The 19,752-nt window shown below is 60.2% G+C and carries 18 protein-coding genes; 9 read left to right on the top strand and 9 right to left on the bottom strand.

Annotation, left to right across the window (positions count from 1 at the left end):
• Positions 1–10 precede the first annotated feature (10 nt).
• Together pfkB and ptsP are read right to left on the bottom strand one after the other, a co-directional pair.
• Positions 11–955, bottom strand: coding sequence for a 1-phosphofructokinase (gene pfkB / locus ACJJU9_RS03850; RefSeq protein ID WP_407730094.1), 945 nt, complete (start codon positions 953–955; stop codon positions 11–13).
• The gene (gene ptsP, locus ACJJU9_RS03845; RefSeq protein WP_407730093.1) at positions 955–3,819 is read right to left on the bottom strand and encodes a phosphoenolpyruvate--protein phosphotransferase; all 2,865 of its coding nucleotides are present in this window, start codon (positions 3,817–3,819) and stop codon (positions 955–957) included. The genes pfkB and ptsP overlap by 1 nt, the downstream gene beginning before the upstream one ends.
• 341 nt (positions 3,820–4,160) lie before the next feature.
• On the opposite strand from ptsP, the gene cra reads away from it, so the two are divergent.
• Both cra and ACJJU9_RS03835 read left to right on the top strand, forming a co-directional pair.
• Complete coding sequence (cra, locus tag ACJJU9_RS03840; protein ID WP_273218569.1) at positions 4,161–5,150, top strand: catabolite repressor/activator; 990 nt, start codon at positions 4,161–4,163, stop codon at positions 5,148–5,150.
• Between the two features lie 9 nt (positions 5,151–5,159).
• Positions 5,160–5,942 (top strand): TatD family hydrolase, encoded by a 783-nt coding sequence (locus ACJJU9_RS03835; RefSeq protein WP_407730092.1) that lies wholly within the window; start codon positions 5,160–5,162, stop codon positions 5,940–5,942.
• Between the two features lie 166 nt (positions 5,943–6,108).
• Here ACJJU9_RS03835 and ampE read toward each other — a convergent pair whose 3' ends face one another.
• The 3 genes from ampE to ACJJU9_RS03820 form a co-directional block, all read right to left on the bottom strand.
• Positions 6,109–6,945 carry a regulatory signaling modulator protein AmpE gene (gene ampE / locus ACJJU9_RS03830; RefSeq protein WP_407730091.1) on the bottom strand — a complete coding sequence of 279 codons (837 nt, stop codon included), beginning with the start codon at positions 6,943–6,945 and terminating at the stop codon, positions 6,109–6,111.
• Positions 6,942–7,505 (bottom strand): 1,6-anhydro-N-acetylmuramyl-L-alanine amidase AmpD, encoded by a 564-nt coding sequence (gene ampD, locus ACJJU9_RS03825; protein ID WP_407730090.1) that lies wholly within the window; start codon positions 7,503–7,505, stop codon positions 6,942–6,944. Before ampD ends, ampE begins: the two co-directional genes overlap by 4 nt.
• An 81-nt stretch (positions 7,506–7,586) precedes the next feature.
• Entirely contained in the window at positions 7,587–9,023 is a 1,437-nt protein-coding gene (locus ACJJU9_RS03820) for a DUF1631 family protein (RefSeq protein ID WP_407730089.1), read from the bottom strand.
• Positions 9,024–9,423: 400 nt separating this feature from the next.
• Between ACJJU9_RS03820 and nadC the strand changes: the two genes are divergently transcribed.
• A complete protein-coding gene (gene nadC, locus ACJJU9_RS03815) occupies positions 9,424–10,272 on the top strand; it encodes a carboxylating nicotinate-nucleotide diphosphorylase (RefSeq protein ID WP_353231516.1) in 849 nt (282 codons plus the stop codon).
• Positions 10,273–10,354: 82 nt separating this feature from the next.
• Here nadC and ACJJU9_RS03810 read toward each other — a convergent pair whose 3' ends face one another.
• The 3 genes from ACJJU9_RS03810 to ACJJU9_RS03800 form a co-directional block, all read right to left on the bottom strand.
• Positions 10,355–10,852 carry a methylated-DNA--[protein]-cysteine S-methyltransferase gene (locus tag ACJJU9_RS03810; RefSeq protein WP_407730088.1) on the bottom strand — a complete coding sequence of 166 codons (498 nt, stop codon included), beginning with the start codon at positions 10,850–10,852 and terminating at the stop codon, positions 10,355–10,357.
• On the bottom strand, positions 10,849–12,345 hold the full coding sequence (locus ACJJU9_RS03805) for an AlkA N-terminal domain-containing protein (RefSeq protein WP_407730087.1): 1,497 nt from the start codon (positions 12,343–12,345) through the stop codon (positions 10,849–10,851). Before ACJJU9_RS03805 ends, ACJJU9_RS03810 begins: the two co-directional genes overlap by 4 nt.
• An 84-nt stretch (positions 12,346–12,429) precedes the next feature.
• The gene (locus tag ACJJU9_RS03800; RefSeq protein WP_227024818.1) at positions 12,430–12,840 is read right to left on the bottom strand and encodes a prepilin-type N-terminal cleavage/methylation domain-containing protein; all 411 of its coding nucleotides are present in this window, start codon (positions 12,838–12,840) and stop codon (positions 12,430–12,432) included.
• A gap of 220 nt (positions 12,841–13,060) precedes the next feature.
• Between ACJJU9_RS03800 and ACJJU9_RS03795 the strand changes: the two genes are divergently transcribed.
• The 6 genes from ACJJU9_RS03795 (at position 13,061) to ACJJU9_RS03770 (ending at position 18,266) form a co-directional block, all read left to right on the top strand.
• Entirely contained in the window at positions 13,061–14,278 is a 1,218-nt protein-coding gene (locus ACJJU9_RS03795; RefSeq protein ID WP_407730086.1) for a type II secretion system F family protein, read from the top strand.
• Positions 14,275–15,141 carry a prepilin peptidase gene (locus tag ACJJU9_RS03790; protein ID WP_407730085.1) on the top strand — a complete coding sequence of 289 codons (867 nt, stop codon included), beginning with the start codon at positions 14,275–14,277 and terminating at the stop codon, positions 15,139–15,141. Before ACJJU9_RS03795 ends, ACJJU9_RS03790 begins: the two co-directional genes overlap by 4 nt.
• Before the next feature lies 1 nt (position 15,142).
• Positions 15,143–15,766: a dephospho-CoA kinase gene (coaE, locus tag ACJJU9_RS03785; RefSeq protein WP_048388050.1), complete on the top strand. Its 624-nt coding sequence runs from the start codon at positions 15,143–15,145 to the stop codon at positions 15,764–15,766.
• Positions 15,763–15,969, top strand: a complete 207-nt coding sequence (gene yacG / locus ACJJU9_RS03780; protein WP_048367331.1) for a DNA gyrase inhibitor YacG — start codon at positions 15,763–15,765, stop codon at positions 15,967–15,969. Before coaE ends, yacG begins: the two co-directional genes overlap by 4 nt.
• An 82-nt stretch (positions 15,970–16,051) precedes the next feature.
• Positions 16,052–16,681: a DUF1780 domain-containing protein gene (locus tag ACJJU9_RS03775; RefSeq protein ID WP_048367338.1), complete on the top strand. Its 630-nt coding sequence runs from the start codon at positions 16,052–16,054 to the stop codon at positions 16,679–16,681.
• Between the two features lie 283 nt (positions 16,682–16,964).
• Positions 16,965–18,266: an NAD(P)/FAD-dependent oxidoreductase gene (locus ACJJU9_RS03770; protein WP_048388052.1), complete on the top strand. Its 1,302-nt coding sequence runs from the start codon at positions 16,965–16,967 to the stop codon at positions 18,264–18,266.
• 58 nt (positions 18,267–18,324) lie between these two features.
• On the opposite strand, the gene ACJJU9_RS03765 is transcribed toward ACJJU9_RS03770, so the two are convergent.
• Positions 18,325–19,722, bottom strand: a complete 1,398-nt coding sequence (locus ACJJU9_RS03765; RefSeq protein WP_048367344.1) for a glutamate decarboxylase — start codon at positions 19,720–19,722, stop codon at positions 18,325–18,327.
• Positions 19,723–19,752: the final 30 nt, after the last annotated feature.

Raw genomic sequence — 19,752 nt, 5'->3', positions numbered from 1 at the left:
TGTATCCCTCTTATTTTTGTGCCAGGGCGCGGACGTTGACGCCGCTTTCGAGCGTCACTAACTGCACCGCATCGCTGATTCCAAAACCGATCTGGGTGACTGCCAGCGCCGCAATTGCGGTTGCACTGCGCAGTGTCTGTTCCGGGCTGTGGCCGCTGATCAGGCCGTGCACCATGCCCGCCAGCAGCGAATCACCCGCCCCGACCGTACTTGCCACGCGCACTTTGGGCGGCACCGCCTGCAAGGGTTGAGTCTCGCGGCTGAACCAGTTCACGCCGTCTGCCCCGTGAGAAATCACCACATGTGAAACCCCCAAGGTCTGTAACTCGGTGGCGGCCGCGACTTGCGAGGCCACGCTGCTGACCGGGTGGCCCAGCGCTTCACTGAGTTCTTGGGCATTGGGTTTGACCAGCCACGGGCCAGCACGCAAGCCTTCTTTCAAGGCTTCACCGCTGGTGTCCAGAATCACTTTGCAGCCCAAGGCTTTGAGGCGCAGCACCAATTCGCGCAACCACGGCGCGCTGACACCACGCGGCAAGCTGCCCGCCACCACCACCGCATCATGGCTGGCGGCAATGTGGTCGAGTTTGTCGAGCAAGGCGTGTTGCGCCAGATCGTTCACGTGCGGGCCGGGGCCATTGATGTCCGTGACGCGGCCATCGTCTTCGGCAAGCTTGATGTTGCTGCGGGTTTCGCCCGGCACGCGGATAAAGGCGTCGGCAAAACCACGGCGCGCAAACAGCGCGTTGAAGGCTTGCTGATTGTCTTCGCCCAGAAAGCCGCTGACGGTCAGGGAGTGGCCAAGGTCGGCCAGCACTTGCGCCACGTTGAGGCCCTTGCCCGCCGCATGGCTGAGCAAGGTCTGGCTGCGATTGACTTCACCGGGTTCCAGGTGCGGCACGCGCACGGTCAAGTCCAGCGCCGGGTTAAGGGTGATGGTGAGAATCTTGGCCATTACAGGGCCTCTACCAATGCGCGGACTTCGTCCGGGCTGCCGACGCTCAGAGCCTGTTCGGCCAGTGTTTTAAGACGTTCCATGTTCAACTCACGTACTCGTGCTTTAACTTCAGGGATGCTGCGGGCCGAGACGCTGAGTTCATCCACACCCATGCCCACCAGCACTGGCACCGCCAATGGGTCGGCCGCCAATTCACCGCACACACCCACCCACTTGCCGTGGGCATGGGCGGCGCGAACGGTGATGTCGATCAGTTGCAGCACTGCCGGGTGCAAGCCGTCGGCTTGTGCCGACAAGGTCGGGTGACCACGGTCGATGGCCAGCGTGTATTGCGTCAGGTCGTTGGTGCCGACACTGAAAAAGTCGACTTCCTTGGCCAGCACCGGCGCCAGCAAGGCGGCAGAAGGCACTTCGACCATGATCCCCAACTGCAAGTCAGCTACCGGGATTTCCAGACGCAGACGCTCAGTCATGTCCCGCGCCGCACGCCATTCAGCCACGCTGCCGACCATCGGGAACATGATGCGCAGCGGGCGGTTGTCAGCCGAGCGCAACAGCGCGCGCAATTGGCTTTCCATGATCTGTGGGCGCTGCAACGTCAGACGAATGCCGCGCACCCCCAAAAACGGGTTTTCTTCTTTCTCGATAGGCCAGTATGGCAGGGGTTTGTCGCCACCCACGTCCAACGTGCGCACCACCAAAGGTCGCCCATGCAGGTCGTCCAGCACACGGCGGTACTCGGCTTCCTGGGTCGCTTCATCCGGCGCCTGCGGGTGGGCCATAAAAATCAGCTCGGTGCGCAACAGACCAATGCCTTCGGCGCCCTGCTCAACCGCGGCGGCCACGCCTTTGCTCTCACCAATGTTGGCGAATACTTCAACGGCATGCCCGTCCAGGGTGACGGCTGGTTGATGGCGCAACTCCGAGGCGGCCAGCAGGCGTTGTTCACGGCTGTCACGCTCATCGAGGGCGCGTTGCAGGGCATCCGCATCGGGAGCCACGTGCAAGCGACCGCGCTGGCCGTCGATCAACAATTGCGTGCCTGGCGCCAGCAGCAACACCGCGTCACCGGCACCCACCAGAGCAGGAATGCCCAAGGCGCGCGCCACGATGGCGCTGTGTGCGGTGGCCCCGCCGCGAGCGGTCAAAATGCCCGCGACCCGCGCCGGGTCGAGGCGCGCCACGTCAGAAGGTCCGACTTCGTCCATCACCAACACGTAGGGCTGATCGGGTTCGGCCAGGGTTTCGACGCCACACAATTGCGCCAGTACGCGGCGACCAATATCGCGCAAGTCCGCCGCACGCTCGGCCAGCAGCGCGTCCTGCAAGGACTCCTGCTGACGGGCCGCCGCTTCGATCACCGCCATCCAGGCGGCTTCGGCACTTTCGCCCTGTTTGAGCCGCGAACCGACTTCATCGGTCAGTTCCGGGTCGTCGAGCATTTCCTGGTGGGTGATGAAAATCTCGCGAATGGCCTTGGACTGGCTGCGCTGGATCAACGTTTCGATGTCTTGGCGCACCGCACTGATAGCACCGTGCAGACGCTCACGCTCAACGGCAGACGACTCGCCGCGCAGCGGGTAATCGAAGGTTTGCAGCACCTGAATATGTGCCGGGCCGATGGCAATGCCCGGCGACGCCGCCACGGCATGGATCACGCTGCCGGCAGCCGGGGCCAGCACCACTTCAGCAATCTCGGCCAAGGCTGGCGCCTGTTCGGTTTGCGGTGCCAGTGGCTCGACTTCTTCGCCAAGGCCCTCTTCAACCGCCGCCAAAATGGCTGGCAAGGCGTCATTGGCGATGGTCGGTTCTGCGATAAATTCCAGCACCTGGCCACGACGGGCGCCGAGGCTGAGCAGTTTGCTCAAGCTCTTGGCAGACACGGCGCTGCCCTCTTGGCCATCGAGGATGCGCACACGAATATCGCCCTCAAAGCCCTTGGCCAATTGCGCGAGCACTTTGGCCGGGCGCGCATGCAAACCGTGGGCATTAGCCAAGGTGATGCGTGCACTCGGCCAATCAGCCGGCAACTCGCCGCCCAGGGCTTCAAGCACCGCACGGCGACTGGTGGCGCGGCCCAACTCTTGACCACGCCCTTCAATCAGCAAGGCGCACAGGCGCTCAAGCAGGGCCTGATGCGCCTCGCCCAAACTGGCCAGGCAGAACAGGCCGCTGAGCGGCTGGCCAAGGTAGCGAATGGGTTTATCTGGGGTGACAAACGCCAGCCCCGGGCGTTTGACCGTTTGTTCGCTGTGCAGCCACCACAGGCCATCACCCAGCGGCAGCGCTTCTGCTTGTTGCAGGACGGCGGCAAAACCGTTGCTCACGCAATCGGCCTGGCGCAGTAAACGCGCACCGCGCCAAACCAGTTCTTCAAAGTCGTCGGCAGACACGCCAAGGCCGATCATCTGAGCGTCCAGCGCCAGCTCTTGCGGGGCGCCCTGGAGCAATTTGAGCAGCGCCTCTGGTGTGCTGGCGCGGCGCAGGGCTTCACCCAGATCGGTTTCACCCAGCGCCCGGGTCAGCAGTTGCAAGAGACGCAGGTGTTCGTCGGACTTGGCCGCAATCCCGATCGCCAAGTAAACAATCTGCCCGTCGCCCCAGTCCACACCCTGTGGAAACTGCAATAAACGCACGCCGGTGGTGTGCACCAGGTCGCGGGTTTCAGGGGTGCCATGGGGGATCGCAATACCTTGCCCCAAAAAGGTTGAGCCTTGAGCCTCACGCGCCTGCAAGCCATTCAGATAACCTTCGGCCACCAAACCATCGGCGACCAGTTTATCGGCGAGTAAGTGCAGCGCCGCAGACTTGTCCACAGCCGTTTGGCCCATGGAAATCTGCTCTATGGTGAGCTCGAGCATGCGTTCTCCTTTTCCGACGCTCAATGGCGCACGGTATTGTTTTGAATTATGTCAGCTTAGGTCGCTCTCCCCGGAGTGTGTCAGCAGATGTGTGGCAAGCACCCTGCTGTCGTAGGAAAACACCTTAAATCACGTAGGCTGAATCGTTTAATCAAGAAAGAACGGCACGTTACTGCATAATCGCTCGCGCTTGAAGCCCAACCTGTCGGTTTGATCGATGTCAACCGAGCGATGTTGCAAAAAAATACAGTGACCACAAGGCAGACGATGATCGACTGCCGTAATCGGTTAGGATTGACCACAATGTCGACACGTACTACAAAAAATAAGGAATTTTCGGCGTGAAGCTCAGTGATATTGCACACCTGGCAGGGGTTTCGGTGACTACCGCCAGCTATGTCATCAATGGCAAGGCCGAGCAGCAGCGCATCAGCAGCAGCACGGTCGAGCGCGTACGCGCAGTCGTCGAGGCGCATGGGTTTACCCCCAACCCGCAAGCCGCAGGCCTGCGCAGCCGACACACGCGCACACTGGGTTTTATTCTCCCGGACCTCGAAAACCCGAGTTATGCACGCATCGCCAAACAACTGGAGCAAGGTGCCCGTGCGCGCGGCTATCAACTGCTGATCGCCAGCTCCGACGACGCACCCGACAGCGAGCGGCAGTTGCTCAAGCTGTTTCGTGCCCGCCGTTGCGACGCCTTGTTTGTGGCCAGTTGCCTGCCACCTGAAGATGACAGCTACCGTCAACTGCAAGACCTCGGCATGCCGATTATTGCGATTGACCGGACCCTGGACCCGGCGCGCTTCTGCTCCGTGATCAGCGATGACTGCGAAGCCAGCCTGCAACTGACCCGTAGCCTGCTCACCCCCCTGCCGCAGCAAATCGCCCTGATCGGCGCACGCCCCGAACTGAGCATCAGCCAGGCGCGGGCGGCGGGCTTCAAACAGGCACTGGAAGGCTTTGAAGGTGAAATCCTGATCGAACACGGCGCAGCCTTCAGCCGCGACTGTGGCCGGCGCATCATCGATGAGCTGCTGGAGCGTTTGGGGCATTTTCCTGAAGCGCTGGTTACAACCTCCTACGTGCTGCTGCAAGGCATGTTCGATGCGTTGCTGGAGCACCCTGATCACACGCCGCCTCTGCGCCTGGCCACGTTTGGTGATACACAGTTGCTGGACTTCCTGCCGCTGCCGGTCAATGCCATGGGCCAACAGCACCCGCTGATCGCTGAGAAAGCCCTGGAACTGGCCTTGGCGGCCATTGAAGATCGGCGCTACGAGCCGGGCATCCGGGCGATTGCGCGCACCTTTAAACAGCGCATTCAGTAGGTTGGCTGTATGCACCTGATCGACACCCACACCCACCTCGACTTCCCGGACTTTGACCCCGACCGCGCGTGTTTACTGGCGCGCAGCCGGGCGTTGGGGGTCAGGCAAATGGTCGTGTTGGGGGTGTATCAGGACAATTGGCAGCGCCTGTGGGACTGGGTTCAAACCGACCCTCAGCTCTACGCCGCCTTTGGCTTGCATCCGGTGTACCTGGCGCAGCACCGGCCCGAGCATGTGCGCGAACTTGGGCAATGGCTGGAGCGTCTGGCCGGGCACCCGCAGTTGTGCGCGGTCGGTGAGATCGGCCTCGACTACTTTTTGCCGGAGCTGGATCGCGACGCACAGCAGGCGTTATTTGAAGCGCAGTTAACACTGGCGGCAGACGCCTCACTCCCGGCCTTGCTGCACGTACGCCGCAGCCATGCGCCGGTGATTGCGACCTTGAAGCGTTTTCGGCTTAAGCGCGGCGGGATCATTCATGCGTTTGCAGGCAGCCGTGAAGAAGCTCGCGAATACATCAAGCTGGGGTTCAAATTGGGCTTGGGTGGCGCCGCGACCTGGCCCCAGGCTTTGCGCCTGCGCAAAGTCATCGCCGACTTGCCGCTGGAATCCATTGTGCTGGAAACCGACTCGCCGGACATGGCGCCTGTCATGTACCCCAACCAACGTAATAGCCCGGAGCACTTGCCGGCTATTTGTGAAGCGCTGGCGCAAGTCATGGGGATCAGTGCCGAGGTGTTGGCCGAGGCCAGCACGGCAAATGCGTGTGAGGTGTTTGGCTGGGACGATTGAGTTGCCCGCCCCCTCACCCCAGCCCTCTCCCGAAGGAGAGGGGGCCGATTAGGGGATGCGGAAGCTTTTCTGCGGCCTGAAAGTACTGCGCTGAACTCTATAACGCCTCGGTGAAGCTCCCTCTCCCCCGGGAGAGGGTTGGGGTGAGGGAAAAATTGGCCACGGCTTACAGCAACAACGTCCACACCGCAAAGCCGGTGTACCACAGCACCGCCGCACGCAGCAGCAAGGCCCACAACGTGTCGAGGCTGGCGACGCCTTCCGGGCCGACTTGCGGCGCCGGGATTTCAGCAGCGGCGCAACCGGCTTTGTTGATCAGTTGTTCTGCGCTGATGTCCCAGCTCAGCAGTTCGTGCAACATCACCCGGGTGACCGCGGCAAAGTTGCCCACCAGCGCAAAACTCGCCGCCAGCAAACGCACCGGCAACCAGTCAAAGGCATGCCGCAGTTGCTGGGCACGCTCAACCAGCTCAGGGTTTTTACTGTGCTCGGCCGCCAGCGCCAGCAGGCGATAGCTCAAGGCCGCCACCGGCCCCAGCAGGAAGTACCAAAAAATCACCGCAAAAAAGCTCTGATACGCCTGCCACAGCAAATGGCTCTGCACTTTCTCAAGCAACTGCTCGCCGCTGTCTGCACGCACGCCAATGTCGCGCTCGGCCACATGTGCACTGGCTTGCAGATCTCCGCGCCGCCAGGCATCGCGAACCGGCCCCAGCCCCGCGAGCAGGTCACCCCGGCCCAAGCTGTAAATCAGCACCAACAGGTGCACCGGCAACACCAGCAAGCCATACGCCACCGGCTCCAGCACCCACAACAGCAAGCCCAGGACCAGCACCGGGAACAGAATCAGAATGGCCAGCACCCACCACGGTCTACTCACCAGTTTGGGGCTGGACTCCAGTTTGTGCAGTTCGCGCAACCAGCCGCTATCACACTGCAAACGCTGGCGCAGCGCCGAGAACTTCTCGACCAGAATCGCCAGCAGTAACACCACAAAACTCATTGCTTATCTCCTGTGTGGCGCAACGCGTCACGAAAGCGCATCCATTCAAAAGCCGGGCCCGGGTCCGTTTTGCGCCCCGGTGCGATGTCACTGTGACCGCATATGCGCTGCGCGGTGATCGCCGGGTAGGCGGCTTGCAATTGCCGGGTCAAGGCTAGCAGCGACTCATACTGCGCGTCGGTGAATGGCAGCTCATCGGTGCCTTCCAGCTCGATACCCAAAGAAAAATCATTGCAGCCCTCACGCCCTTCGAAAGATGAAATACCCGCGTGCCAGGCGCGATCAAGACACGAGACAAACTGAGTGATTTTGCCGTCACGTTCAATCAGAAAATGCGCACTGACCGTGAGCTTCTGGATGCCTTCAAAGTAGGGATGTTCAGTGAAGTCGAGTTGATTCTGGAAAAACTCCTGCACTTTCCCCGTCCCGAACTGACCCGGCGGCAAGCTGATGTTGTGGATAACCAGCAGGGAGATCTCGCCCTCAGGGCGCGCATTGAAGTTGGGTGACGGGCAATGGCGCACGCCTTTGCACCAACCGCTTGCGGGGTCCAGCTGCATACAGGCTCCTCAACGACGCTAACGAAAGGCCCAGTATGCCGCGATGAACGCGGCGATGGGGAGCAATCTGCCTGCTGTGGATCAATGAGCGCTGTATTGCCCCAGGCTGCCAATCATTGATGCCAGGGCGCGGTCGAACAACGGGCGGTCATCCAGTAACGAAATCGTCCCGCTGCGCAGTTGGCCGATCAAGTCGATGCGACTCTTTTCCACCACTTTCACACCACTGCGATTGACAAAAATGTGCCGACCTTCGGGCTCCATAATCGCAATCAGTTTGCAGCGCTGGCGGCAGGTCGAGTTGGTTTGCAGCTCGATCCAGGTGCCAATACGTAGCTGGCTGACCAGCAGCAAACCCAAGTGATCCTGCTCATCCAGCGCCGACGGCAGGCCAGCCTCCAACGGGCGCAACCGGCGTGCCTGCAACTGCTCATGGGCACGGGTGCGATGCTCAAGCTGCTCGACCAGCCCGCGTTCGGCGTGAGTAAAGCGCAAAAAGTCATGCAGCAACTCTTCCAGCAACTCGGGCGTGTCAACGCAGGGGCAACGCGCCAGTTGCTTCAACAGCTGTTCGATTTCGCGGTACAGCGGCTCGTTGCGCACGCCAACGCTGTCATCCCAGCCAACCGCCGCATCGGCCATCACGTTCAACAGGCTACGGGCCGGATGGCTGTCGCTGCTGAAGAAGTGCGGATCGAGCTGTGCGATCTTGAGCATGGGCTCTTGCAACTGGCCCATGAGCTTTTTCAACGGCGGCGCGAGGTTGCGGTCCCTGCTTATATAGTCAAACAGCTTGCCGACCAACTGGTTCACGTCTTCGCCCGCCACAACCGACTCGTGCTGGTGCCCGGCCTTGCTTGAGCTGCAGCAGGCGATCCCGGTCGAGATCTCGGGCAGCACGCCCGTGGCCACCAGCAATTGGTTGGCATCGGCGTACAGGCGTGAGGTCTGGCTGAGCAGGTACTTTTCGAAGAGCTGCAACATGATCAGTTTGACCTTGAGATCAACGCCCTGGTCGCGTTCAGCCTGCAAGAAGTACTCGCAGAGCATCGCTGGCCCCAACGGGTTGGTGTGCTCATTGAGCGTCACCCAGCTCAAAGTGTTGAGGCGCGTGGTCAAGTGGCACAGGTCCAGCTGATCCCGGGCCAGCACTTGAGTGACCATCGCATTGATCGCTTGATCACGCTCGCTATCGACAATGACCAATGAAAAGGCGCTCTGTATCGGCACAGGATCATGCAAGGCGCTTTCGCTGGTATCTGGCTGGGTCAGTTTGAGGAAGGCGAAAAAAAGTCGTTCAAGAAAGCCACGTTCGATGTTTTTACGCTTGAGCCGCACGTCGCGCATGGCTTCAAAATACAGGCTTTGCTCGGCGTCACTGCGGGCCTTGTCGGCCATTGCAAACAGGGTTTCGTCGGCATTGTCGAACAGCACTTGCAGCTCGTATTTCAGTTGCTGGGCGGCCTTGTCATGCACCTGCAACAGGATCACAGGCAGGCGGGTAAGCGGCGAATGCATCGCCAACTCCGTAGAGGTCCTGTAGCCAGGCCCCACTTTCCCGTCATTTTGCATCCTGCCCTCCAGTAATGGTTTCGCTGCCCCGTGAAATGCACGTGACTCATGGGTCACGCCTGACGCTCACAGACAGTTACCGGCAAGTGTTTGCACACTCGCCGGCAGGTCGAAATCAGAACATCACTTAGTGCGTCAAAGCTATGACGCCAAATAGAAGGCGGATTATCGGTAAAAGAACTCGCTTGTACCAGTCACACTCGGCATTTCAATGAGCGAGCGGGCAAATTAATCCTGAAACTGCCAAAAGCCGCACAGTTAAGCGTGTTATTCCTGCGCTGCATGCGCCTTGGGTTCCGCAGCGGCATAGTCATATAATCGACGCACTTTGTTTGTGGAGCGCGTTATGCCGAATTTACAACTGGCCGTCCTCACTGCCGAAATCGAAGCCAACGTGCGTCGTGCGTTAGCCGAAGACTTGGGCAGCGGCGACATCACTGCACAACTGATACCCGCCGAACGCCTGGCCAAAGCGACGATCATTACCCGTGAAGCAGCCGTGATCAGTGGCACCGCCTGGGTCGACACTGTGTTTCGCCAGCTTGACCCGCGGGTGGCCGTGCACTGGCAAGTGGTCGACGGCGAGCGCGTGAGCCCCAACCAAGTGTTGTTTCACCTCGAAGGCCCTGCGCGTTCGTTGCTCAGCGGTGAACGCAGCGCCCTGAACTTTCTGCAAATGTTGTCGGGCGTTGCGACCCACGCGCAGTCGTTGGCCGACAAAGTCGCAGACACCCAAGTCAAGCTGCTCGACACTCGCAAAACCTTGCCGGGCCTGCGTCTGGCGCAAAAGTACGCAGTGACTTGTGGCGGCTGCCATAACCACCGCATTGGCTTGTACGACGCCTTCTTGATAAAGGAAAACCACATTGCGGCCTGTGGCGGCATTGCAGAAGCCATCAATGCCGCGCACAAAATCGCGCCCGGCAAGCCGGTGGAAATCGAAGTCGAAAGCTTGAGCGAACTCAAAGAGGCCCTAGCGGCGGGTGCCGACATCATCATGCTCGACGAACTGAGCCTGGACGACATGCGCGAAGCCGTGCGCATCAACGCGGGCCAGGCCAAGCTTGAAGCCAGCGGCGGGATCAACGACGCGACCTTGCGCCCGATTGCCGAAACCGGCGTGGACTACATCTCGATCGGAGCCATGACCAAAGATGTCAAAGCGGTGGACCTGTCGATGCGTTTAAGCATCTAACCACCCTCTCCTGTAGGAGCGAGCTTGTCTCGCGATCTTTTAAACATTCAAAAGATCGCCAGCAAGCTCGTTCCTACAGTCATTACGCCAGCGAGAACCCTTGGCTGCGTTCTTCATGCTCAAGCAGCCATTGCTTGGCCGCCAACCCGCCGCCAAAGCCGGTCAGGGTGCCGTTGCTGCCGATCACCCGATGGCACGGGATGATGATCGGAATCGGGTTACGCCCATTGGCAGCACCCACCGCCCGTGAGGCTTTGGGTCGCTGGATCTGCCGGGAAATCTCCCCGTAGCTGGTGGTCTTGGCGTACGCAATGGTGGTCAAGGCTTGCCACACCGACTGCTGAAACGCCGTACCCTGCGGTTTGAGGGGCAGGTCGAAAATCAACCGCTCACCCGCGAAATATTCGTCCAGTTGGCGGCGCACTTCGGCCAGTTTGTGCGGCGCATGCTCCCAGCCGTCCAGCGGCGTGTGCGGGCGGCGGTCCAGTTCAAAGCGGACTTCGCGAAGGCCGTCATCGTCCGCCACCAAAAACAGCGGGCCAATCGGTGAAGGTATTTGGTCGTAATACACCTGGGTCATGTTGGCTCCTTGCGCGCCGCAGCCGAATCGGTGGCTGCACGCCATAAATACATCACTGAGTAAGCACGCCATGGGCGCCAGCTTTCGGCCAGGGTTTGCAACGCTTTGGTGCTCACCGGCTCGCCCAGCGGGTTGGCCTCACGGCGCAGGATCAAGTCCGCCGCCGGGAACGCATCGGGGTGTTTAAGCACGCGCATGGCGATGTAATGCGCGGTCCATTCGCCAATGCCCGGTAGCTGCACCCAGCGGTTGATAAAGTGCTGCAACGGTTGTTCAAGGGCAAAGTCGACTCGCCCGTCAAGCAAGGCGCGGGCAATGCCTTGAATGGTGTTGATGCGGGCCTGGGTAATGCCCATTTGGCCCATGTCGGCGTCCGCCAATTGCTCGGGGCCGGGAAACAGACGGTTCAAATCAGCCCCAGCAACCGGCTCAATCGCAATGCCGTAGCGCTGCACGATGCGACTGGCGAGTGTGCGCGCCGCAGCCACGCTGACTTGCTGCCCCAACACGGCGCGTACCGCCACCTCAAAACCGTCCCAACCACCCGGCAACCGCAAGCCGGGGTAACGCTCGATGACCGGCGCCAGCAGCGGGCTGGCACTCAAGGTTCGGGCGATAGCGAGCGGGTCGGCGTCGAGGTCAAACATGCGGCGAATTCGCGTGACCACGCTGAGCATCTGACTCGGCGGCACATTCAATAGCTCGAGTTGTAACGCATGTTGTTCGCCGGGCCAGGCGCTGACCCGCAGCCAGCCCGGCGCCGCCGGATCGCCCACTACTCGCTGATAACTCTGTGCATCCACCTGCTCGATGCCCGGCAAAGCCCGAGTCTGTAAAAAGCTCAGCAACGCTTGAAAATCGTACGGCGGGCGAAAGCCCAGACGCAGTACCAAGGCCTTGTCAGCACGGGTTTTAGGGCTACGCCTGAACGCCCTTGGCTCGGCATGGTTGGCTTCGGCAAACGCCGCATTGAAACGGCGCAGGCTGCGAAAACCCGATGCCATGGCCACTTCGGTAATGGACAGGTCGGTCTCGGTCAGCAGTTGCTTGGCGAACAGCAACCGCTGGGTGGCATGCACCGCCATCGGCGGCGCGCCCAAATGCTGGACGAACAAACGGCGCAATTGCCGGGCGCCAATGTGCATGCGCTCGGCCAGCGCCTCCAGCGAGTGGTCGGCCAGATAGCCTTCATTAATGAGCTTGAGTGCCCGCGTCACCAAATGCTCGCCGTGCAGCCACAACTGGTTACCCGGCGCCAACTCCGGCCGACAGCGCAAGCACGGGCGAAAACCTTGGGCCTGGGCAGCGGCAGCGCTGGGGTAATAGACCACATTCTCGGCTTTGGGCGGCCGCGCCGGGCATACCGGGCGGCAATAGATTCGCGTGCTGAGAACCGCGGTAAAAAACACCCCGTCAAACCGCGCATCGCGGCTTAAGCGGGCGATTTCACAGGCGGCGGTGCTGGGTGCGGGAAGGCTGTCTTGTGTGTTCATGAGCCGCAGAATAGCACCGGTTTTTTAGCGGTTCTCGCCATTTTCGGACGTCAATGTCCGGGCTGCACCCCACAGATTTACCCGCTACTTGCACGCCCCCTTCTCCAGGCATGTACCACTTTGGCTCCACACCAGTGTGCCACCCGAGCTGCTCAGCGATGGGGTCATGACGCTGGTCCAGCCACCCGCGGCCTCAGTGCCGGTCATGGTGATCACGCCGTCAATCACGGTCATGCCAGCCGCCAGGTTGTCCGTCGGATCGGCCGGGCCAGGAATGCCATGGCTGCCGGCGTCGCAAACGCTCAAGTCATTGCTCTCGCTGTAGCACAGGGCCACTGCCGTCTTGTACGTATTGCTGATGGAGTTCAGTTCAGCGAAGCGGGCCTTCATGGTGTGCTCGTGGTAAGCCGGTAACGCGAACGAGGCGATCAAGCCGATGATCGCAACCACGATCATCATTTCGATCAGGGTGATGCCGAGTTGTTGTTGTTTCACAAAAAGTCTCCAAACGTGGGACGCGGCCCAGCGGCCAAACGCCATAACCGTGCCAAGCCTGCAAAAAAGTGCGCACAGGCTATCAAGGTTAGCGGGCGGATGCTCCCTCACTGCATGGCAGACACCTTTGGACACGCTCCAGTGAGTCGCTCAGCGCCCCGCGCATCTAGCCTTCAGACTCACAGCCCAACAGGGCAAGCCGCTCTTCAAGGATGAATGCATGGCAACACAGCCAGTTAAAACCGCGGTGTACCGTTGGGAAGGCACCGACCTCAAGGGCACCCCTGTGAGCGGCGAAACCAGTGCCCAAAGCTTGGCCATGATCCGCGTTCAGCTACGCCGCCAAGGTATTACCGCAGGTAAAATCCGCCGTCATAGTGACCGCGAGCCGCGCAGGGGCAAATCGATCACTGCGCTGGAGATCTCACTGTTTACCCGCCAACTGGCCACGCTGATCAAAGCGGGCATCCCGCTGCTGCAAGCCCTTGAGGTCATCGCCAAAGGCTTCGAGCACATGACCATGCGCCAATTGGTCGGCGAGCTGAAGCAGGACATCAGCGCGGGCATCAACCTGGCCACGGCGCTGCGCAAAAAACCGGCGCATTTCGATGCGCTGTTTTGCAATCTTGTCGACGCAGGCGAGCAGGCCGGTGCTCTGGATGTCGTGCTGCAACGGGTGGCGGCCTACAAAGAAAAAACCGAAGCCCTGAAAAAGAAGATCAAAAAGGCCATGACCTACCCCAGCGCCGTGGTGCTGGTGGCACTGGTGGTCAGCGCCATTCTGTTGATAAAGGTGGTACCGCAGTTTCAAGGCGTGTTCAGTTCTTTTGATGCCCAATTGCCCGCCTTCACCCTGGCGGTGATCGCTTTATCCGAAATGCTGACGCAACACGGCGCTTGGCTGTTTGGCGGTGGCTGCCTGATTTTTTTCGCGCTTGGCCATCGCTATAAACGCTCTGAAGCCCTGCGCCAGCGGGTTGATCGATGGCTGCTGAAACTGCCAGTTATCGGCAGCTTGCTGCGGTTGTCAGCCATCGCCCACTTTGCCCGCACGCTGGCCACCACCCTGGCGGCCGGTGTTCCGCTGCTCGAGGCCTTGCGCGCCGTTGCTGGTGCGACGGGCAATCACGTGTACAAAGAGGCGGTGCTCAGGCTCCAGCAGCACGTGGCAACCGGTAGCCAAATTCATGTGGCCATGGGCGCGACGGGCTTATTTCCGGGCATGGCGATTCAGATGACAGCAATTGGCGAAGAATCCGGCACATTGGATGACATGCTCAATCACGTCGCCACCTATTATGAGAGCGAGGTCGACAGTGTGGTCGACAACCTGACAACGTTGATGGAGCCGCTGATCATGACGGTTCTCGGCGTTTTGGTGGGCGGGCTGGTGATCGCCATGTATTTACCGATTTTCAAACTGGGCCATGTCATTTGAGCACGATCGATGTTTTCACCCTGTCTCCCGGCGCCTTTATTGCCTGCGCCCTGGTGCTTGGCCTGCTGGTGGGCAGTTTTATCAATGTGCTGGCGTGGCGGTTGCCCAAGATGCTTGAGCAGGACTGGCAGACGCAGGCCCGCGAACTGCTTGGCCTGCCCGCCCCGGCCAAAGGCCCTGTGTATAACTTGATGCTGCCGCGCTCCCATTGCCCGCACTGCCAGCACCCTTTGCGCGCCTGGGAGAACATTCCGCTGCTGAGTTACCTGGTGCTGCGCGGCAAATGCTCGCAGTGCAAAACCGCCATCAGCCTGCGTTACCCCCTCACCGAGTTGACCTGCGCGGTCTTGTCGGGCGTGGTCGCATGGCATTTCGGGCTGACCCCGCAAGCAGGCTGGATGCTGCTGTTGACCTGGGGCCTGCTGGGTATTTGCCTGATCGATCTAAAGCATCAAATTGTCCCGGACGTGCTGGTGTTGCCCCTGATGTGGCTGGGTTTGCTGCTTAACACCTTCGAGACCTTTACCGGCCTGACCCAGGCTGTATGGGGCGCGGCGCTGGGGTATCTGAGCCTGTGGTCGATTTTTTGGCTGTTCAAGCTGCTCACCGGCAAGGACGGCATGGGCTATGGCGACTTCAAGTTGCTGGCGCTGTTCGGGGCCTGGGGCGGCATGGCGATTGTGCCGCTGACGATTGTGCTGTCATCGCTGCTGGGCGCTTTGGTGGGGCTGGCGCTGTTGGCTATGCGCCGGGCGCAGGCCTCAACGCCCATCCCGTTTGCACCGTATCTGGCAATTGCTGGCTGGATTGCATTGCTCTGGGGTGGTCAAATGGCCGACTTCTATTGGCAGATTTCGGTTTGAAATGAATACCCCCTCTTCCAAACCCTGGATTCTCGGCCTCACCGGCGGCATCGGCAGCGGCAAAAGTGCCGCCGCCGAGCACTTTGCCTCGTTGGGCGTGCACGTAGTCGACGCCGATCATGCGGCGCGCTGGGTGGTCGAACCCGGACGCCCGGCACTGGCGCAAATCGCTGAGCACTTTGGCGATGACGTGCTGCAGGCCGACGGGCAGCTCAATCGCAGCGCGCTGCGCAGCCTGATTTTCAGCGACCCGCAGGAGCGCCAGTGGCTCGAAGCCCTGCTGCACCCGCTGGTGCGTGAAGAGATCGCGCAAAACCTGGCCCAGGCTCAATCGCCCTACGCCATTTTGGTGTCGCCGCTGTTGATTGAGGCCGGGCAACACAAGACCACCCAACGCGTTCTGGTGATCGACGCCCCGCAAGCCCTGCAAATTCAGCGCACGTTGTTGCGCGACAACACCAGCGAAGAGCAAGTGCAGGCTATCCTCAAGGCCCAAGCCAGCCGCGAAGAGCGCCTGCGCCATGCTGATGACGTGCTGGTCAACGACACCGACCTCAACGCGCTCAAGTCCGAAGTTGAGCGCTTGCATCACTTTTATTTAACTCTGCATGGAGGCCAACCATGACCAAACCCCCAATGACCGTAGACTGCCCGACGTGCGGCGTCGCAGTGCAATGGACAACCACCAATGCCTTCCGGCCGTTCTGTTCGGACCGTTGCAAACTCATCGACCTGGGCGCCTGGGCCAGCGAAGAACACAAGATCCCGGTGGCCCCGGACGCTGAAGACGAGTTGTTTTCAGAAGACTTGCCAACACGTCTGCATTAATCGTGAAGCCTGTGGGGGGGTGCAATTGAACGTTCCACCCCCACACTTTCAGTTACACCTGTTTCAAGGCTAAGCTGCGTGCATGGACGACTCTGATTACTTGCGCCTGCTTACGAGTCAGGCCGAACAAGCCAATGCCTTTTTATCCAATGCCCGCAAATGGGAGCGTGAGCGTTGGGTATGCCAACGGCTGCTTCAGGGCTTGAATATTGCCTACCACACCGAGGACTTCACTCAAGCCAGCCAGGAACCGCCCGACGTATTGTTTGGTGAGGCCCGTTTTGAGGTGTTTTTTGTGCTCGATGAAGGCCGCCGTCTCAACGATGAATGGCGCGAAGAACTCCAGCGCCGTCGCAGCGCTTACTCCTTGAGCCAACTGGTGCGCCGCGAAGCGCGGCCCAAGCGGATCCCGGCCAGCAAGCTGTTGCAACGTCTGGGCCCCACGCTGCACAAAAAAGCCAAGAACTACCAAGAGCGCGACATCGACTTGGGCCAATTGGATATCGTCGCTTTTTCCAGCCTCAAACGTGAGGTGCTGGACCTGAACAGTCATTTCCCGCCGCCCACCGAGTATTTGCGCCAGGGCTGGCGCTCGCTTTCACTGGTGGGACCGACCTTTGCCCGAGTATTGTTCGCCCAACCGGATGCGCCAGATTTTCTGCGCAACAATCTGGGCCGCAGCATTATTTTCGATGTCGGGATCAGTTTGTGAGCCCAAAGCGGTTAATTGAAAACACCCTCGTTCGTCTACACGACAAACTGAGAGTCGAGCCGTTGAGCTGCAACCGTTATGCTGGCTTTGATCCTGATAGCGCTAATGCTGTAGCTTTGTCACACCCTGCAACGTCTATCTGACGGGGCACTCTTTATGCCTGGTCCCATAACCCAGATGACCCGTTGCACACCGAATTCAAGGTTGTCCCGCGCTTTGAGCTGCTTTGCGCTCGCCCGGATAACCCGCGCACCGATTTTTTTAAGCCTTGTGAGTGATACCTATGACCCATCGTATTGTTATCGTCGGCGGCGGCGCTGGCGGTCTGGAGTTGGCGACCCGCCTGGGCAAGAGCCTGGGCAAGCGCGGCAAAGCCAGCGTCACGCTGGTGGACGCCAACCTGACCCATATCTGGAAACCGCTGCTGCATGAAGTCGCCGCCGGCTCGCTGAACTCATCGGAAGACGAACTCAACTATGTGGCCCAAGCCAAATGGAATCACTTCGAATTCCAGCTGGGGCGCATGAGCGGGTTGGACCGTGAGCTGAAAAAGATCTCATTGTCGGCGACCCTCGACGAAAACGGGCAAGAGCTGGTGCCTGCGCGCGAGTTGAGCTACGACACGCTGGTGATTGCCGTGGGCAGCACCACCAACGATTTCGGCACCAAGGGCGCGGCTGAACACTGCCTGTTTCTGGATACCCGCAAGCAGGCCGAACGCTTCCATCAGCAATTGCTCAACCACTATCTGCGCGCCCATGCCGGGCAAACCGACGCCGTCGAAACCATCAGCGTGGCCATCGTTGGCGCCGGTGCGACCGGGGTCGAACTGGCCGCAGAGCTGCATAACGCAGCGCACGAACTGGCAGCGTACGGCCTGGATCGCATCAAGCCAGAAAACATGCACATCACCCTGATCGAAGCCGGGCCACGGGTGTTGCCTGCACTGCCTGAGCGTATTGGCGGGCCTGTGCATAAAACCCTGGAGAAACTTGGGGTCAAGGTGCTGACCAACTCGGCCGTCAGCGAAGTGACCGCAGACAGTTTGGTGACTGCCGATGGGCAAGTGATTCCTGCGAGCCTGAAAGTCTGGGCAGCCGGTATTCGTGCGCCGGGCTTTCTCAAGGATCTGGCGGGTCTTGAGACCAACCGGATCAACCAACTGGTGGTCCTCCCCACCCTGCAAACCACTCGCGACGAGAACATTTTCGCCTTTGGTGATTGCGCGGCCTGCCCGCAACCGGGCACCGACAAGATGGTGCCACCGCGCGCGCAAGCAGCTCACCAGCAGGCTTCGTTGCTGGCCAAATCGCTGAAGCTGCGCCTGGAAGGTAAAACGCAATTGCCGGACTACCACTACCGCGATTACGGCTCGTTGATCTCGCTGTCGAGTTTTTCGGCGGTGGGTAACTTGATGGGCAGCCTGATGGGCACCGTGATGCTGGAAGGCTGGTTGGCGCGGATGTTCTACATTTCGCTGTACCGCATGCACCAGATGGCGCTGTATGGCACGTTCCGTACGTTGATGCTGATGCTGGGCAGCAGAATCGGACGCGGCACCGAGCCGCGCCTGAAACTGCATTAACCGTAGCCGCTGACGAGGCACGAGGCGCGGCCTCATGCCTGGACAGCGACCACAGGTTTCAACGCCCTGCGTGGTTCCCCGCTTCCGCCTCACGGCCTTTAAAGCCGTGAGGTTTGTGGTCTTCAAAAAACTTCACGTTGCGCGCAAAGTCTTCCAGCAGCAGCTTGGCCATGTCGATCGACAGGCCTTGTCTGACCAGAATCCGCTGCACCACGACGTCTTCAACATTCGCCGGCAGGCTGTACGCGGGCACCAGCCAGCCACGAATACGCAACCGGTCAGCCAGGTCATACAGGGTGTAATTGGTGTCGGCGCCCGGCTTCAAACGCCAGGTCAGTGCCGGGATCCCGAGCTTGGGGTCGCCACTGAAGAGCATTTCAAACGGCCCGATCTTGACCAGTTCACGTGCCAGGTACTGCGCCGTGGCATAGCATTCCGAGTGAATACGCTCGTAGCCCTCACGCCCCAGACGCAAGAAGTTGTAGTACTGGGAAATAATCTGCCCGGCCGGGCGCGAGAAGTTCAGGGCGAACGTCGGCATGTCGCCGCCCAGGTAGTTCACGTGGAAGATCAACCCTTCTGGCAGGTCTTGCGCATCGCGCCAGACCACCCAGCCTGCACCCAATGGCGCCAGGCCGAATTTGTGGCCGGAGGTGCTGATGGATTTGACCCGGGCAACACGGAAATCCCACAGCACTTCAGGTGCACAGAACGGGGCCAAAAATGCGCCGCTGGCACCGTCGACGTGAATATCAACGCTCAGGCCGGTGCGTTTTTCCAGCTCATCGAGGGCGTCTGACAACGGTTGGACCGTCTCGTACAAGCCGGTAAAGGTTTGGCCAAACGTCGGCACCACCACGATGGTGTTCTCATCGACCCGGCCGTCGAGGTCTTCCGGGGTCATGAACCAGTGGCCTTCGGACATCGGCACTTCGCGGATTTCTACGTCCCAATAACGGGCAAACTTATGCCAGCACACCTGCACCGGCCCGCAGACCATGTTCGGGGTGGCAGTCGATTTGCCAGCGGCTTTACGTGCAGCACGCCAGCGCCACAGCGCAGCCAGACCGCCGAGCATGCAAGCTTCGCTGGAACCCACGGTGGAGGTGCCCAAGGTGCTCGCCGCATCAGGGGAATGCCATAAGTCGGCCAGCATATGGATGCAACGGCTCTCAAGCTCCGCCGATTGCGGATACTCGTCTTTGTCGATCATGTTTTTGTCGATCGACAGATCCATAAGCCGGTGCACTTCGTCTTCTGCCCAGGTTTGGCAGAAAGTGGCGAGGTTCTGTCGGGAGTTGCCGTCCAGATACAACTCGTCGTGGACCAACTGGAAAACCTCGCTTGCGACCTGCTCCGACTCCGGGAAGCGCTTGATCGCGGCGGCATGATCCAAAGTCGATGAACCAAAAATAGGGTCAGTCGCAGAGTGACGCTTGACGCGGTGCAGTGCCATGAAAACTCTCCTTGAGTAATAAGCAACACA

Source organism: Pseudomonas helleri, from assembly GCF_045830615.1.
GTDB lineage: Bacteria > Pseudomonadota > Gammaproteobacteria > Pseudomonadales > Pseudomonadaceae > Aquipseudomonas > Aquipseudomonas helleri.
The sequence above is the reverse complement of the archived record's forward strand: the minus strand, read 5'-3'. Positions and strand labels throughout refer to the sequence as shown.

What these genes read in the sequence shown, in the direction of transcription:
- pfkB (WP_407730094.1), bottom strand. Translation starts at nt 955, where the DNA reads ATGGCCAAGATTCTCACCATCACCCTTAACCCGGCGCTGGACTTGACC.
- ptsP (WP_407730093.1), bottom strand. Translation starts at nt 3,819, where the DNA reads ATGCTCGAGCTCACCATAGAGCAGATTTCCATGGGCCAAACGGCTGTG.
- ACJJU9_RS03835 (WP_407730092.1), top strand. Translation starts at nt 5,160, where the DNA reads ATGCACCTGATCGACACCCACACCCACCTCGACTTCCCGGACTTTGAC.
- ampE (WP_407730091.1), bottom strand. Translation starts at nt 6,945, where the DNA reads ATGAGTTTTGTGGTGTTACTGCTGGCGATTCTGGTCGAGAAGTTCTCG.
- ampD (WP_407730090.1), bottom strand. Translation starts at nt 7,505, where the DNA reads ATGCAGCTGGACCCCGCAAGCGGTTGGTGCAAAGGCGTGCGCCATTGC.
- ACJJU9_RS03820 (WP_407730089.1), bottom strand. Translation starts at nt 9,023, where the DNA reads ATGCATTCGCCGCTTACCCGCCTGCCTGTGATCCTGTTGCAGGTGCAT.
- nadC (WP_353231516.1), top strand. Translation starts at nt 9,424, where the DNA reads ATGCCGAATTTACAACTGGCCGTCCTCACTGCCGAAATCGAAGCCAAC.
- ACJJU9_RS03810 (WP_407730088.1), bottom strand. Translation starts at nt 10,852, where the DNA reads ATGACCCAGGTGTATTACGACCAAATACCTTCACCGATTGGCCCGCTG.
- ACJJU9_RS03805 (WP_407730087.1), bottom strand. Translation starts at nt 12,345, where the DNA reads ATGAACACACAAGACAGCCTTCCCGCACCCAGCACCGCCGCCTGTGAA.
- ACJJU9_RS03795 (WP_407730086.1), top strand. Translation starts at nt 13,061, where the DNA reads ATGGCAACACAGCCAGTTAAAACCGCGGTGTACCGTTGGGAAGGCACC.
- coaE (WP_048388050.1), top strand. Translation starts at nt 15,143, where the DNA reads ATGAATACCCCCTCTTCCAAACCCTGGATTCTCGGCCTCACCGGCGGC.
- yacG (WP_048367331.1), top strand. Translation starts at nt 15,763, where the DNA reads ATGACCAAACCCCCAATGACCGTAGACTGCCCGACGTGCGGCGTCGCA.
- ACJJU9_RS03775 (WP_048367338.1), top strand. Translation starts at nt 16,052, where the DNA reads ATGGACGACTCTGATTACTTGCGCCTGCTTACGAGTCAGGCCGAACAA.
- ACJJU9_RS03770 (WP_048388052.1), top strand. Translation starts at nt 16,965, where the DNA reads ATGACCCATCGTATTGTTATCGTCGGCGGCGGCGCTGGCGGTCTGGAG.
- ACJJU9_RS03765 (WP_048367344.1), bottom strand. Translation starts at nt 19,722, where the DNA reads ATGGCACTGCACCGCGTCAAGCGTCACTCTGCGACTGACCCTATTTTT.